The following is a 14,071-nucleotide window of genomic DNA, read 5'->3' on the forward strand; positions in this document are numbered from 1 at the left end:
TGGCGGGGCACCCGCCGCCATACGGCAGAATTCGAGGCGTTTGGACAAACCACCAGGAGGACGCGTGTCCGGATTCGTCGAGAAGCCCGAACCCGTGGAGGTGCCGGGCCTTGTGCATCTGCACACCGGAAAGGTTCGCGACCTCTACCGCACCGAGGGCGGCGAGCTGGTGATGGTCGCCAGCGACCGGATGTCCGCCTATGACTGGGTGCTGCCCACCGAGATCCCCGACAAGGGCCGGATCCTCACCCAGCTCTCCCTGTGGTGGTTCGACCGGCTCGCCGACCTGGTCCGCCACCATGTGCTGTCCACCGAGCTGCCGCCCGGCGCCCCCGCCGACTGGGCCGGACGCACCCTGATCTGCCGGCCGCTGGAGATGCTCCCGGTGGAGTGCGTGGCCCGCGGCTACCTGACCGGCTCCGGGCTGGCGGAGTACCGGCAGACCCGTACCGTCTGCGGCCTGGCCCTCCCCGAGGGCCTGACCGACGGCTCCGAGCTGCCCTCGCCGATCTTCACTCCGGCCACCAAGGCGGAGGTCGGCGAGCACGACGAGAACGTCTCCTACGAGGAAGTGGCCCGCAAGATCGGCGCCGAGACCGCCCACCGGCTGCGCCAGGCCACCCTCGCCGTCTACAGCCGGGGCCGGGAGATCGCCCGCGAGCGGGGCATCATCCTGGCCGACACCAAGCTGGAGTTCGGCTTCGAGGGCGAGGAACTGGTGCTGGCCGACGAGGTGCTCACCCCGGACTCGTCCCGGTTCTGGCCCGTCGACCAGTGGCAGCCGGGCCGCGTCCAGCCCTCCTTCGACAAGCAGTACGTCCGCGACTGGCTCGGCTCTCCGGAATCCGGCTGGGACCGCCATGGCCAACTGCCGCCGCCCGAGCTCCCGGCCGCCGTGGTGGAGCAGACCCGCGCCCGCTATATCGAGGCGTATGAGCGCATCACCGGCCTCAACTGGGCCTGATCGCTTGATCAACGCCGAAGGCCCCGGTCGTAGAACGACCGGGGCCTTCGATTCCTGAGCGGACGACGAGGCTCGAACTCGCGACCTCAACCTTGGCAAGGTTGCGCTCTACCAACTGAGCTACGTCCGCATTTCGCTGCCCTCTCGGGCGGTGCGGGTTCCACTATAGCCAACCCTGGGACCGTGCGATGCGCGCTGCCGCATGACGGTTCTCCGCCCCCAGCTTCGCGGCGGCCGAGGAGAGGTAGTTGCGCACCGTGCCACGGGTCAGCGAAGCCCGCTCCGCGATCTCCGCGACGGACGCTCCGTCCTCGGCCAGTTCGAGCAGTTCCGCCTCGCGCGCGGTCAGCGGTGAGTCGCCCGCGCTGATCGCGTCGGCCGCCAACTCCGGGTCCACATAACGGCTTCCGCCGTGCACGGCGCGGATGATCTCGGCCAGCCGCTGGGCGGAGAGCGTCTTGGGAACGAAGCCCCGGACGCCCGCCGCCAGGGCCCGCTTGAGGTGCCCGGGCCGGCCGTGCCCGGTCACGATCATGACCCGGCAGGAGGGGAGTTCGGCCCGCAGGGAAGTGGCCACCATCACACCGTCCGCCCCCGGCATCTGAAGATCCAGCACGGCCACATCCGGGCGGTGCGCCCGGGCCATCGCGATCGCCTCCGGCCCCGAGGCGGCCTCCGCGACCACCTCCAGGTCCTCCTCCAGCCCCAGCAACACCGCCAGCGCCCCCCGGATCAGATGCTCGTCATCCGCGAGCAGCAGCCGCACACTCATCAGCGCCTCCCTTTCACTCCCCGCCCCCGGCGGGCTGCTGTACGCCCGCGCATCCCGCGAGCCCGCGCTACGGTCCCTTCCCTCCGCCGGAAGGCGTGCTCACGCCGACGCGCTCTTCTTCGCGTCGCGCTCCGCGAGGCTGTGGTCCGGTCCGGATTCCCTGGCCGGTCCGGATTCCCTGCCCGGTCCGGATTCCCTGTCCGGGACGGACGATCCCGTCGGCGCGCTTCCTCCGAGGCCATGGTCCGGGCCGGGATCCGCACCCGGAAGTCGCGGTCCCATGGGCGCGCACTCCGCGAGCCCCTGGTCCGGTCCGGATTCTCCGTCCGGCAGGTCGGAAACACCCGGCCCGCACGGTCCCACCGCCGCCATCAGCCGGAAGACCCGCCCCCGCCGTTCCACGGCCAGCGCACCGCCCAGTGCGGCAAGCCGGTCCCGCAGCCCGGCCAGGCCCGAGCCCTCGCCCCCGGTGCCGTCATCGGCGCGCGCCCCGTCGTTCTCCACCACCAGGACCGCCACCCCGTCCGTCACCGACAGCCGCACCGCGCACCGCCGCGCGTCCGAATGCCGCAGCACATTGGTGGTGCCCTCCCGGACCACCCAGGCCAGCACCGACTGCACCGGACCGGGCAGCACCTCCCGGGCCGAGTCCTCCACCTGGCAGTCGATGCCCGCCGAGGCCAGCACCCCCCGGGCGCCCGTCAGCTCGGTGCGCAGGTCCACCTCGCGGTAGCCGCGGACCACCTCCCGCATGTCCCGCTGTGACTCCCGGGCGATCCGCTGCACCTCCGCCAGCTGCTCCAGCGCGGCCGGGGAGCCCGGCTCCGCCCGCCGCACCAACTGCCCGGCCAGTTCGGTCTTGAGCGCGATCACCGTCAGATTGCGACCCAGCACATCGTGCATGTCCCGGCCGAAGCGCAGCCGTTCCTCGGCCACCGCCAGCCTGGCCTGCACCCCGCGCGCCGACTCCGCCTCCCACAGCACCGAGAGCATCCAGGCCGAGGAGCGCATGGTCATGCTCCACAGGGCCTGCACGACGATCACCACAAACACCGCGGCCGCCGGGCCCGCGCTCGCCCCGCCCAACAGGATGGCCGCCGCCAGCGCCGCGCCCCCCGCCGCACTCCACAGCAGGTACCAGCGGATGCGCAGCAGCATGCTCAGCCCGCCGAAGAAGATGTATCCGGAGCCCTGCACCAGCCAGATCCGGGTGGTGACATGGACCGGCCCGGTGATCCGCACCAGCACCACCAGCAGCACGACCGAGGCCAGGAACAGCCCGCCGGAGACGGCCAGCCGCAGCCAGGGCGCGGGCCGGCCGCGCAGATAGTGAGCAAGGCCACGCTTGGTCAGGCCGATGCCGACGACGCACTGGGCGCAGCACAGGGCGAACAGCAGCCAGCGCAACACCCGGTCCGCGCCGCCGGTTTCGACCAGGGCACCCAGGCAGGCCAGTGGGAAAAGGAAGGGCACCAGATAGAGCGTCCAGCGCATAAAGCTGTCGACCTGGGCGGCCCGGCTGCGTCCCCGCCAGCCCACCAGCCGCCGCTGTATGCCGTCGCCCATGTGCGCGTGTTCCCCTCGTCAGGAGCCCGCAACAGCGGCCCGGTCAGCGCCCGTTGCCCCCGGTGCGTCCTCAACGGCCTTCTCCGGAACGGACGAAGGCCCCGGTCGTAGAACGACCGGGGCCTTCGATTCCTGAGCGGACGACGAGGCTCGAACTCGCGACCTCAACCTTGGCAAGGTTGCGCTCTACCAACTGAGCTACGTCCGCATTTCGCTGCCCTCTCGGGCGGTGCGAACACCACTGTACCTGATCCACTTGCGTGGTTGGTAAGCGATGAGAGCGGGTGACAGGAATCGCACACTGCGCCTCCCCCTTGGAAAGGGGGCGCTCTACTACTGAGCTACACCCGCGCGACCATCCACCGGGTCACTTGCGTGACCGGTAAACGGTGAGAGCGGGTGACAGGAATCGCACACTGCGCCTCCCCCTTGGAAAGGGGGCGCTCTACTACTGAGCTACACCCGCGCGTTCCGGGGAGTCCGGCCTTTCGGCCTCGCCCCTCGGCGTGCTCCAGACTCTAGCGGATCATGGGGGGTGCAACGCAAATCCGGTTCCGGGGGAGGCGGTCAGGGCCCGGGTGCGGGGGCGGCCGGAGGGGCCGCCGGCGGCCCCTCCGGGGCGGCAGCCGTCACGCCCCTTCCCGGTTGGCCGCGTTGAACTCCTCGTAGACCTTCTTGGGGATCCGGCCGCGCGGCGGCACATCCATCCCATGCGAGCGGGCCCAGGCGCGCACCGCCGCCGGATCCGGTGCCACCGAGGTACGGCGGTAGGTCCGGCCGGAGCGGGCGCGCTTGCGGCCCATCGCCATGTAAGGCGCCAGGATCTCCCGGAGTTTCTTGGCGTTGGCCTTGTTGAGGTCGATCTCGTACGACTTGCCGTCGATACCGAACACGACGGTCTCGTCGGCTTCTCCGCCGTCGATGTCGTCAGAGAGCATGACCACTACGCGCTGCGCCACAAAAAGGTCCTTTCAGCTTGCATCCCCGCGTTGACCTGCGGTGATGTAAGGATTCCGAGGGCTCTCGGTCAATGTCGAATCATTTGTACAACAAAGGTCATTGAGTGGTGAAGCCCAGTTAATTCCGTCAGCGTGCCCGGGTGCAATCACGGCGGCGGGCCCTTCCGTGTTTTTTCCGCGGTTTTTCTTGCCTCCGCAGGGGCCGCCCGGTAAACGCGAGTGGGTTCCGCTGGATATCTATGCGCGTAGATTTTTCCGGACTGTACGCTGGCCGTACCGCTTCAGCTCACGCACCACACACCGGGAGTGCCAGTGGCACGCGTCGTAGTCGACGTCATGCTCAAGCCGGAGATCCTCGACCCGCAGGGGCAGGCGGTGCAGCGCGCACTGCCACGCCTGGGTTTCGAGGGGATCGCCGACGTCCGTCAGGGCAAGCGCTTTGAACTCGAGGTGGAGGGCCCGGTCGACGAGGCCGCCCTCGCCCGAATCCATGAGATGGCGGAAACGTTTCTCGCCAACACCGTGATCGAAGACTTCACCGTGCGGGTCGACTCGTGACCACGCGCGTAGGAGTCGTCACTTTCCCCGGCACCCTTGACGACCGCGATACCCAGCGGGCGGTACGGATCGCCGGCCTTGAACCCGTACCGTTGTGGCACCGCGACCAGGACCTCAAGCAGGTGGACGCGGTGGTCCTGCCCGGCGGTTTCTCCTATGGCGACTATCTGCGGGCGGGCGCCATCTCCCGCTTCTCGCCGGTGATGGAGACCGTCATCGAGCAGGCGAAGGCGGGCATGCCCGTCCTCGGCATCTGCAATGGCTTCCAGGTGCTCACCGAGACGCATCTGCTGCCCGGCGCCATGCTCCGCAACAACCATCTGCACTTCATCTGCCGCGACCAGAAGCTGCGGGTGGAGAACGCGGGCACGGCCTGGACCGCCGATTACACGGCGGGCCAGGAGATCTCCGTCCCGCTGAAGAACATCGACGGCCGCTATGTCGCCGACGAGCGGACCCTGGACGAGCTGGAGGCCGAGGGCCGGGTGGTCTTCCGGTACCTCGACGGCAACCCCAATGGTTCGCTCCGGGACATCGCCGGCATCACCAACGCGGCGGGCAATGTGGTCGGCCTGATGCCGCACCCCGAGCACGCCGTGGAGCCGCTGATCGGCACCGGCCGCACGGACGGTCTCGGATTCTTCACCTCGCTCCTCAAGAAGCTGGTCACCTCATGAGCCTGGATACGGTCAAGCACGCGGCCGAAACCCCGGACACCGCCCAGCCCTGGGCCGAACTCGGCCTCAAGCAGGACGAGTACCAGCGCATCCGGGAGATCCTCGGCCGCCGCCCCACCGGCGCCGAGCTCGCCATGTACTCGGTGATGTGGTCCGAGCACTGCTCGTACAAGAGCAGCAAGGTCCACCTCCGCCAGTTCGGCGAGAAGGCCCCCGAGAACGATGCCCTGCTGGTGGGCATCGGCGAGAACGCCGGCGTGGTCGATGTGGGCCAGGGCTATGCGGTCACCTTCAAGGTGGAGTCGCACAACCACCCCTCGTATATCGAGCCCTACCAGGGCGCGGCCACCGGCGTGGGCGGCATCGTCCGCGACATCCTCGCCATGGGCGCCCGCCCGGTGGCCGTGATGGACCCGCTGCGCTTCGGCGCCGCCGATCACCCCGACACCAAGCGGGTGCTGCCCGGTGTGGTCGCGGGCATCGGCGGCTACGGCAACTGCCTGGGCCTGCCCAATATCGGCGGCGAGGTGGTCTTCGACCCCTGCTACCAGGGCAACCCGCTGGTCAACGCGCTGTGCGTGGGCGTGATGAAGCATGAGGACATCCACCTCGCCAAGGCTTCCGGCGCCGGCAACAAGGTCATCCTCTATGGCGCCCGCACCGGCGGCGACGGCATCGGCGGCGTCTCCGTGCTGGCCTCGGAGACCTTTGACTCCACCGGTCCCGCCAAGCGCCCCGCCGTCCAGGTCGGCGACCCCTTCCAGGAGAAGCTCCTGATCGAGTGCACCCTGGAGCTGTTCCGCGAGCACCTGGTGGAGGGCATCCAGGACCTGGGCGGCGCCGGCCTGTCCTGTGCCACCAGCGAGCTGGCCAGCGCCGGCTCCGGCGGTATGCGGGTGGAGCTGGACACCGTTCCGCTGCGTGACGCGACCCTCTCGCCCGAGGAAATCCTCATGAGCGAGTCGCAGGAGCGGATGTGCGCCATCGTGGAGCCCGGCAAGGTCGGGCGCTTCATGGAGATCTGCGAGAAGTGGGATGTGATCGCCACCGCGATCGGTGAGGTCACCGAGGGCGAGCGGCTGGAGATCTTCTGGCACGGCGAGCAGATCGTGGACGTACCGCCGCGCACCGTGGCCCATGAGGGCCCGGTGTACGAGCGTCCGTACGCCCGCCCCGACTGGCAGGACGCGCTCCAGGCGGACGACGCCAACAAGCTGGCCCGGCCGGTGGGTTCGGATGAGCTGCGCGACCAGGTGCTCAAGGTGCTGGCCTCGCCCAACCAGGCGTCCAAGTCCTGGATCACCGATCAGTACGACCGCTTTGTCCAGGGCAATACGGTGCTGGCGCAGCCGGAGGACTCCGGCATGGTCCGCGTCGACGAGGAGACCAACCTCGGTGTCGCCGTCGCCACGGACGGCAATGGCCGCTACGCCAAGCTCGACCCCTACGCGGGTGCGCAGCTCGCCCTGGCGGAGTCGTACCGCAACGTCGCCGCCACCGGCGCCCGTCCGCTGGCCATCTCCAACTGCCTGAACTTCGGCTCGCCCGAAGACCCGGGCGTGATGTGGCAGTTCGCCGAGGCCACCCGTGGACTGGCGGACGGCTGCCTGGCCCTGGGCACTCCGGTGACCGGCGGCAATGTCTCGCTGTACAACCAGACCGGGGAAACCGCCATCCACCCCACCCCGGTGGTCGCGGTGCTCGGCGTCATCGACGACGTCAACCGCCGTACGCCGATGGCCTTCGCGGAGCAGGGCCAGCTGCTGTACCTGCTCGGGGAGACCCATGAGGAGCTGGGCGGCTCGGCCTGGTCCCAGGTGATCCACGACCATCTGGGCGGTCTGCCGCCCCGGGTGGACCTGGCGCGGGAGAAGCTGCTCGCCGAGATCCTTATCGCCGCCTCCCGGGACGGCATGATCGACGCGGCGCACGACCTGTCCGACGGCGGTCTGGTGCAGGCGCTGGCCGAGTCCTGTCTGCGCGGCGGCAATGGCGCGCGGATCCTGGTCCCCGAGGGGCTCGACCCCTTTGTCTTCCTCTTCTCGGAGTCGGCGGGCCGGGCGGTGGTGTCGGTGCCGCGCAGCGAGGAGCTGCGCTTCACCGACATGTGCGGGGCACGCGGCCTGCCCGCCACCCGGATCGGCGTGGTGGACGGCGAATCGCTGGACGTCCAGGGCGAGTTCACCATCGCGCTGGACGAGCTGCGCACCGCGCACCAGGGGACCATTCCCGCGCTGTTCGGCTGAACCGCGGTGCCGGGCGGGCCGGTTGGCCCGTCCGGCACTACGGTCACTTGGCGTTGACCGGCACCACGGGGTGCCCGCCGGCCCGTCCGGCCGCGTCCGGCCCGTCCGTCCGGCCCGGAATCCGCAGCCGTACGGCCAGGACCACGGCCAGCACCATGGCGCCGGCGGCGCAGGCGAACACGGTGTCCACCGAGGTCACCAGCGCCCTTACCGCATGGGCGTGCGCCTCACCGGACAGCCGGGCGATGGTGCTGGTGGAGCCGCCGGGGACCTTGGACTCGTACATCCGGCTGAGCACCGTGCCGAACAGCGCGGTGCCCAGCGCGCCGCCCAGGCTCTGGAAGAAGCGGATGCCGGTGGTGGCCACGCCCAGCTGCTCGCGCGCCGTGGACTCCATGGCCAGGGTGAGCACCTGGCCCAGCAGCAGGCCGAACCCCACGCCGAGGACCAGCAGTTCGGCGCCCAGCAGCCAGAGGCTGGTGTGCACTCCGGTGAAGACCAGGGAGACGGCGGCGACGGCGTTGGTGATGGTGCCGGTGAGCAGGAAGGTGCGGTGGGTCCAGCCCCGCTTCTTCAACAGGCCGGCGGACAGGCCGGTTCCCACCAGGCCCGCGGCCATCGGGATCATAAAGAGGCTGGAGTCGCTGGCGCTGATGCCACGGGCGATCTGCAGATAGATCATGATGTAGACCACGGTGCCCATCAGGGCGATGCCCAGCATGCCCTGGAGCGCGAAGGCATTGCGCAGCACCGGGTTGCGGAACATGGCCAGTGGCAGCACGGGTTCGGCCGCGGTGGCCTGCCGCCACAGGAAGAGGGCGAGCAGGGCGACAAAGGCGGCGCTCAGTCCCAGGATGGTGGCCGAGCCCCAGGAGTACTCCTTGCCGCCCCACTCGGCGATCAGCAGCAGCGAGGTGGAGAAGGCGGCGGCCAGGGCCGCGCCCGGGTAGTCGATGCGGTGCCGGCTGGCCTGGTGCGGCAGCTTGATCAGTACGGCGGCGAGGACGAACACCGCGACGCCGATGGGCAGGTTGATGTAGAACACCCAGCGCCAGTTGGCGTGATCGGCCAGTGCGCCGCCGACCACCGGGCCCAGCGCCATCCCCGCACCGGCGATCACCGCGCCGATGCCGGCGATGCCGGGACCCTTGCCACCGGGCCCCTTGAGCTGGGCCATCACCACCATGGTGATGCTCATCAGCCCACCGCCGCCGAGTCCTTGCAGCGCCCGGAAGGCGATCAACTGCCCCATGGTGTGGGCGGTTCCGCACAGTGCGGAGCCCACCAGGAAGGTGGCCACCGCTCCCAGGAAGACCCGCTTGGCCCCGTAGGAGTCGCTCAGCTTGCCGTAGAGCGGCAGGGCGGCGGTGGCGGCCAGAGCGAAGGCGCTGATCAGCCAGGGGATCCGGTCGACGCCATGGTCCGGGTCCAGGTCCCGGACGATCGGGACGGTGGCGGCCGAGACGATGTTCTGGTCGAGGACGGCCAGCAGGATCGTCACTATGCACACGGCGAAGGAGATCCTGCGGCGCCCGGTGGAGCTGGACATGGGTGCCCCCTTGAAGTGCCCGCGGTCCACGGGCGGTTGTGGTCGGTGCGTCCCCCGGGACCACCATGGGGCATAGAGCTATACCGAGTCAATTTTTCGGCTGGGTATGTTTTTCGACTCGGACAAAACAGATCTTGCTAAGGTCTTGGTATGGGGACCGAAGGAGTCAGCCTCCGCGAGCGCAAGAAGCTCCAGACGCGGGCCGTCATCTGGAGCACGGCGGCTGAGCTGTTCATCGAGCGCGGCTATGACCATGTCTCGGTCGCCGAGGTCGCCGCGGCGGCCCAGGTGTCCAAGATGACCGTCTTCAACTATGTGTCCACCAAAGAGGATCTGATCCTCGGCCCCATGGAGGTGCACCTCGCCGACGCGGCGCACGCGGTGCGCGACCGGCGGCCCGGTGAGTCGGTGGTGGCGGCCGTCCGGGGCCAGTTCCTGCGGGCGCTGGCCGAACACGACGCCTCGGTGGGGCTCTGCGACAGCGAGGCGGTCCTGCGGGTACTGCGGCTGATCGACCGGACGCCCGCCCTGCGGGAGCGGCGCCACCAGTTCGCCCTGCGCGCCCAGCAACTGCTCACCGAGGAACTGGAGTCGGCGGTGCCGGGCGACCCGCACCTGGTCAAGGTGGCCGCCGCACAGCTGATGGGCGCGCGGTACGCGGTGATCGACCACAACAGCCAGCGCCTGCTGGCGGGGGAGTCCGCCGCGGCGGTCCACCCGGACGCGGTGGCGCTGGCCGAGCGGGCCTTCGCCATGGTGGAGTTCGGGCTGGGCGGCTATGGGGCGGAGGCCGCCGGATGACCGCCAGGCCCAGGGCCCGCGCCTATGACCCGGACCGGACCCGCACCGCCCTGCTCCGTGAGGCCGAGGCGGTACGGGCCATGGTGGCGGAGATCGGCTCCGAGGCGCTCGGCGCGCCAACGCGCCTTCCCGGCTGGACGGTCGGCGGACTGATCACGCACCTGGCCGCCGTGCTGGCGGCGCTGCCCGGGCAGGCCGCCGGGCCCGCCCCCGGCGGTCAACGCCTGGACATCCAGGGCTACTTGGCCGCGTACCGGCGCCCCGCCGCGGTCGCTCCGGACCCCGACCCGGCGGCCCGGCTGACGGCGGCCACCGGGGCGCTCGCCGGGGCGCACCCGGACCCGGGAGCGCTGACCGGCACCCCCCATGGGCCCATGACCGCAGGGGACTTCGCGCTCACCCGGGTACTGGAGACCGTGCTGTACGCCGACGATCTGGCGGCGGCCACCGGCCGTACCGCCGCCCATGACCGGCAGGCGCTGGCCATCACCACCCGGCTGCTGGCCGACGCGCTGGCCGCCAGGGCGCCCGGCGGCTCGGTGGAGGTGCGCATCCCGCCGTTCGCGGTGGTGCAGTGCGTCCAGGGCCCCCGGCACACCCGGGGCACCCCGCCCAATGTGGTGGAAACCGATCCGCTCACCTGGCTCCGGCTGGCAGCCGGCCGCATCGGCTGGGCCTCGGCGGTCGAGGAAGCGGCCGTCACTGCCAGTGGTGAACGAGCCGACATCTCCGCACAACTCCCCCTGCTCGATTGAGCGAACAGTGATTCGCTGTGCCTGCCGGGTGGCTGTGCGTGGTGTGAGACATCCCTGGTCGTCCCCGGTTCGGATGAACCTTCCGGCTGCCATAGACTCAAGGTGTGCCTCGTGGTGACGGACGACTCAACCACGACCTGCTTCCCGGCGAAAAGGGCCCCCAGGACGCTTGCGGCGTCTTCGGTGTCTGGGCTCCGGGAGAAGAGGTCGCCAAACTCACCTATTTCGGGCTGTATGCGCTGCAGCACCGTGGACAGGAGTCCGCGGGCATCGCGGTGAGCAACGGCTCCCAGATCCTGGTCTTCAAGGACATGGGACTGGTCTCCCAGGTCTTCGACGAGACCTCTCTCGGCTCCCTGCAGGGCCATATCGCGGTCGGTCACGCCCGCTACTCCACCACCGGAGCCTCGGTGTGGGAGAACGCCCAGCCCACCTTCCGGGCCACCGCCCATGGCTCCATCGCGCTGGGCCACAACGGCAACCTGGTCAATACGGCCGAGCTGGCCGAGATGGTGGCCGCCCTGCCCAAGGAGAACGGCCGGGCCACCCAGGTCGCCGCGACCAATGACACCGACCTGGTCACCGCCCTGCTCGCGGGCCAGACCGATGACGATGGCAAGCCGCTGACCGTGGAGGACGCCGCCAAGAAGGTCCTGCCGGACGTCCGGGGCGCCTTCTCGCTGGTCTTCATGGACGAGAACACCCTCTACGCCGCCCGTGACCCACAGGGCATCCGCCCGCTGGTGCTGGGCCGCCTGGAGCGCGGCTGGGTGTTCGCCTCGGAGACCGCCGCCCTGGACATCGTGGGCGCCAGCTTCGTCCGCGAGGTGGAGCCGGGCGAGCTGATCGCCATCGACGAGGACGGCGTGCGCAACAGCCGCTTCGCCGAGGCCCGCCCCAAGGGCTGTGTCTTCGAGTACGTCTACCTGGCCCGTCCGGACACCGACATCGCCGGCCGCAATGTCTACCTCTCCCGGGTGGAGATGGGCCGCCGGCTCGCCGCCGAGGCCCCGGCCGAGGCCGACCTGGTGATAGCGACCCCGGAGTCCGGCACCCCGGCCGCCGTGGGCTACGCCGAGGCCAGCGGGATCCCCTACAGCTCCGGCCTGGTCAAGAACAGCTATGTGGGCCGGACCTTCATCCAGCCCAGCCAGACCATCCGCCAGCTGGGCATCCGGCTGAAGCTCAACCCGCTGAAGGAAGTCATCCGCGGCAAGCGCCTGGTGGTGGTGGACGACTCCATCGTCCGCGGCAACACCCAGCGCGCCCTGGTCCGGATGCTGCGCGAGGCCGGCGCCGCCGAGGTGCACATCCGGATCTCCTCGCCGCCGATCAAGTGGCCCTGCTTCTTCGGTATCGACTTCGCCACCCGCGCCGAGCTGATCGCCAACGGGATGACCGTGGAGGAGATCGGCAAGTCGCTGGGCGCCGACTCCCTGGCGTACATCTCCATCGACGGCATGATCGAGGCCACCTCCATCCCCAAGGGCAACCTCTGCCGCGCCTGCTTCGACGGCGAGTACCCCATGGAGCTGCCCGACCCCCAGCTGCTCGGCAAGCACCTGCTGGAGACCGAGCTCGCAGGCGGCCCCGACGCCGCGGACGCCCTGCGCCGTCCGTAATCACGACACGAAAGATCTCAGGAATATGACTTCCGAGACCACCGGTGCCAGCTACGCAAGCGCGGGCGTCGACATCGAGGCGGGCGACCGCGCCGTCGAACTGATGAAGGAATGGGTGAAGAAGGCCACCCGCCCCGAGGTCGTCGGCGGCCTCGGCGGCTTCGCCGGCCTCTTCGACGCCAGCGCCCTCAAGCGCTATGAGCGCCCGCTGCTCGCCACCGCCACCGACGGCGTGGGCACCAAGGTGGACATCGCCCGCCGGATGGGCGTCTACGACACCATCGGCCATGACCTGGTCGGCATGGTGGTGGACGACCTGGTGGTGTGCGGTGCCGAGCCGCTGTTCATGACCGACTACATCTGTGTGGGCAAGGTCTTCCCCGACCGGGTGGCCGCCATCGTCAAGGGCATCGCCGAGGGCTGCGCCCTGGCCGGCTGCGCCCTGATCGGCGGGGAGACCGCCGAGCACCCCGGGCTGCTGGGTCCCGACGAGTTCGATGTGGCCGGCGCGGGCACCGGAGTGGTCGAGGCGGACCGAGTGCTGGGTGCCGATCTCATTCGCAAGGGTGATGTCGTCATCGCGATGGCGTCGTCCGGACTTCACTCGAACGGGTACTCGCTGGTCCGCCATGTGCTCTTCGACCGGGCCGGCTGGGCGCTGGACCGCGAGGTGCCCGAGTTCGGCCGCACCCTGGGCGAGGAACTGCTGGAGCCCACCCGGATCTATGCGCTGGACTGCCTGGCGCTCACCCGCACCGCCCGAGTGCATGCCTTTTCGCACATCACCGGCGGCGGACTGGCCAACAACCTGGCACGAGTGATCCCGGACCACCTCCATGCGAGCGTCGACCGGTCGACCTGGGCCCCGGGTGCGGTCTTCGACCTGGTGGGCCGGCTGGGCGAGGTGGCCCGGCCGGAGCTGGAGAAGACCCTCAACATGGGTGTCGGCATGATGGCCGTGGTGCCTCCGGAGTCCGTGGAGGTGGCGCTGGCCACCTGTGCCGACCGGGGCCTGGACGCCTGGGTCGCCGGGGAGATCACCGAGCGCGGTGGGCACCCCGAAGCGGTGGCGCTGACCGGTGACTACTCAGCCTGACCCGAGCCGGGCAGCACAGAACCCGGTCCGGGGCCAGGCCCCGGACCGGGTCAGTGAGAGTCTTCGCGTCAAGCGCGGCGACGGTATGCGGAGTGCTCGGACGGAGCGGTGTGCTCGTCCTCGTCCTCGTCATCGTTGTAACGCGCCGCGTACTGGGCGTACGGGTCGTCGTCCAGCTCGTCTTCGAGCGGCTCGCTGTTCGGCGGCTGCTTCGTCGACGGCTGCGTTGCGCCCAGCTCATTGGCCAGACGTGAGAGGTCGGTCCCGCCGCTGTTGTACTTCAGCTGGCGGGCGACCTTTGTCTGCTTGGCCTTGGCCCGGCCGCGCCCCATGGCTCGACCCCCTCAATGACGGGGCTCGACGGCCCCAGAGTCTTGACACGCGTTCATTGCTCAGAGCGGATCCCCGCTTAGGGATCCGGCCTGTAGGACTTCAACGGTACCTGCTTCCGCGGCCGTACGGTACGTCGCCCGCATGACGTGCCACGGAGCACAACCCGCGAGGAG

13 protein-coding genes and 4 tRNA genes are annotated in these 14,071 nt (G+C 70.0%); 8 read left to right on the plus strand and 9 right to left on the minus strand.

The features are described 5' to 3' along the window. The first annotated feature begins 64 nt into the window (after positions 1–64). Entirely contained in the window at positions 65–964 is a 900-nt protein-coding gene (locus tag ACIHFE_RS16290) for a phosphoribosylaminoimidazolesuccinocarboxamide synthase (RefSeq protein ID WP_400106931.1), read from the plus strand. A 57-nt stretch (positions 965–1,021) separates the two neighbouring features. Here ACIHFE_RS16290 and ACIHFE_RS16295 read toward each other — a convergent pair. From ACIHFE_RS16295 to ACIHFE_RS16325, 7 genes are all read right to left on the minus strand, one after another. Continuing rightward, a tRNA-Gly gene (locus tag ACIHFE_RS16295) sits at positions 1,022–1,094 on the minus strand. A 33-nt stretch (positions 1,095–1,127) separates the two neighbouring features. After that, entirely contained in the window at positions 1,128–1,736 is a 609-nt protein-coding gene (locus tag ACIHFE_RS16300) for a response regulator (RefSeq protein ID WP_400106933.1), read from the minus strand. Between the two features lie 99 nt (positions 1,737–1,835). Continuing rightward, positions 1,836–3,302 (minus strand): histidine kinase, encoded by a 1,467-nt coding sequence (locus tag ACIHFE_RS16305; protein ID WP_400106935.1) that lies wholly within the window; start codon positions 3,300–3,302, stop codon positions 1,836–1,838. 135 nt (positions 3,303–3,437) lie between these two features. Further along, positions 3,438–3,510 (minus strand) — tRNA-Gly (locus tag ACIHFE_RS16310). A 71-nt stretch (positions 3,511–3,581) separates the two neighbouring features. Next, positions 3,582–3,653 (minus strand) — tRNA-Gly (locus ACIHFE_RS16315). Between the two features lie 43 nt (positions 3,654–3,696). Continuing rightward, positions 3,697–3,768, minus strand: a tRNA-Gly gene (locus ACIHFE_RS16320). Positions 3,769–3,931: 163 nt separating this feature from the next. After that, on the minus strand, positions 3,932–4,261 hold the full coding sequence (locus tag ACIHFE_RS16325) for an Lsr2 family protein (RefSeq protein WP_400106937.1): 330 nt from the start codon (positions 4,259–4,261) through the stop codon (positions 3,932–3,934). A 312-nt stretch (positions 4,262–4,573) separates the two neighbouring features. Between ACIHFE_RS16325 and purS the strand changes: the two genes are divergently transcribed. From purS to purL, 3 genes are read left to right on the plus strand one after another with little or no spacing between them, the layout of a single operon-like run. Continuing rightward, positions 4,574–4,819: a phosphoribosylformylglycinamidine synthase subunit PurS gene (gene purS / locus ACIHFE_RS16330; RefSeq protein WP_042151546.1), complete on the plus strand. Its 246-nt coding sequence runs from the start codon at positions 4,574–4,576 to the stop codon at positions 4,817–4,819. Then, positions 4,816–5,496, plus strand: coding sequence for a phosphoribosylformylglycinamidine synthase subunit PurQ (purQ, locus tag ACIHFE_RS16335; protein ID WP_400106939.1), 681 nt, complete (start codon positions 4,816–4,818; stop codon positions 5,494–5,496). The genes purS and purQ overlap by 4 nt, the downstream gene beginning before the upstream one ends. Then, positions 5,493–7,742, plus strand: coding sequence for a phosphoribosylformylglycinamidine synthase subunit PurL (gene purL, locus ACIHFE_RS16340; RefSeq protein WP_400106941.1), 2,250 nt, complete (start codon positions 5,493–5,495; stop codon positions 7,740–7,742). The genes purQ and purL overlap by 4 nt, the downstream gene beginning before the upstream one ends. Positions 7,743–7,785: 43 nt before the next feature. Here the strand turns inward: purL and ACIHFE_RS16345 are convergent, their stop codons facing one another. Further along, positions 7,786–9,291, minus strand: coding sequence for an MFS transporter (locus ACIHFE_RS16345; RefSeq protein WP_400106943.1), 1,506 nt, complete (start codon positions 9,289–9,291; stop codon positions 7,786–7,788). 150 nt (positions 9,292–9,441) lie between these two features. Here ACIHFE_RS16345 and ACIHFE_RS16350 point away from each other — a divergent pair, with 150 nt between their 5' ends. The 4 genes from ACIHFE_RS16350 to purM all read left to right on the plus strand — a co-directional run bounded on the left by ACIHFE_RS16350 (position 9,442) and on the right by purM (position 13,565). After that, on the plus strand, positions 9,442–10,092 hold the full coding sequence (locus ACIHFE_RS16350) for a TetR/AcrR family transcriptional regulator (RefSeq protein ID WP_400106945.1): 651 nt from the start codon (positions 9,442–9,444) through the stop codon (positions 10,090–10,092). Continuing rightward, on the plus strand, positions 10,089–10,847 hold the full coding sequence (locus ACIHFE_RS16355) for a sterol carrier family protein (protein ID WP_400106947.1): 759 nt from the start codon (positions 10,089–10,091) through the stop codon (positions 10,845–10,847). The genes ACIHFE_RS16350 and ACIHFE_RS16355 overlap by 4 nt, the downstream gene beginning before the upstream one ends. 104 nt (positions 10,848–10,951) lie before the next feature. After that, the gene (gene purF, locus ACIHFE_RS16360) at positions 10,952–12,469 is read left to right on the plus strand and encodes an amidophosphoribosyltransferase (RefSeq protein ID WP_400106949.1); all 1,518 of its coding nucleotides are present in this window, start codon (positions 10,952–10,954) and stop codon (positions 12,467–12,469) included. Positions 12,470–12,494: 25 nt separating this feature from the next. Continuing rightward, positions 12,495–13,565, plus strand: coding sequence for a phosphoribosylformylglycinamidine cyclo-ligase (gene purM / locus ACIHFE_RS16365; RefSeq protein ID WP_400106951.1), 1,071 nt, complete (start codon positions 12,495–12,497; stop codon positions 13,563–13,565). A 68-nt stretch (positions 13,566–13,633) separates the two neighbouring features. On the opposite strand, the gene ACIHFE_RS16370 is transcribed toward purM, so the two are convergent. Beyond that, complete coding sequence (locus ACIHFE_RS16370; RefSeq protein ID WP_400106953.1) at positions 13,634–13,897, minus strand: DUF3073 domain-containing protein; 264 nt, start codon at positions 13,895–13,897, stop codon at positions 13,634–13,636. Between the last annotated feature and the right edge of the window lie 174 nt (positions 13,898–14,071).

The sequence above is a fragment of the Streptomyces sp. NPDC052396 genome (assembly GCF_044593195.1).
In the GTDB taxonomy this organism is placed as follows: Bacteria; Actinomycetota; Actinomycetes; order Streptomycetales; family Streptomycetaceae; genus Streptomyces.

Excerpts from the sequence above, each read along its gene's own strand:
- ACIHFE_RS16300 (WP_400106933.1), bottom strand. The coding sequence starts at position 1,736 with ATGAGTGTGCGGCTGCTGCTCGCGGATGACGAGCATCTGATCCGGGGG.
- ACIHFE_RS16355 (WP_400106947.1), top strand. The coding sequence starts at position 10,089 with ATGACCGCCAGGCCCAGGGCCCGCGCCTATGACCCGGACCGGACCCGC.
- ACIHFE_RS16305 (WP_400106935.1), bottom strand. The coding sequence starts at position 3,302 with ATGGGCGACGGCATACAGCGGCGGCTGGTGGGCTGGCGGGGACGCAGC.
- ACIHFE_RS16345 (WP_400106943.1), bottom strand. The coding sequence starts at position 9,291 with ATGTCCAGCTCCACCGGGCGCCGCAGGATCTCCTTCGCCGTGTGCATA.
- ACIHFE_RS16350 (WP_400106945.1), top strand. The coding sequence starts at position 9,442 with ATGGGGACCGAAGGAGTCAGCCTCCGCGAGCGCAAGAAGCTCCAGACG.
- purL (WP_400106941.1), top strand. The coding sequence starts at position 5,493 with ATGAGCCTGGATACGGTCAAGCACGCGGCCGAAACCCCGGACACCGCC.
- ACIHFE_RS16370 (WP_400106953.1), bottom strand. The coding sequence starts at position 13,897 with ATGGGGCGCGGCCGGGCCAAGGCCAAGCAGACAAAGGTCGCCCGCCAG.
- purM (WP_400106951.1), top strand. The coding sequence starts at position 12,495 with ATGACTTCCGAGACCACCGGTGCCAGCTACGCAAGCGCGGGCGTCGAC.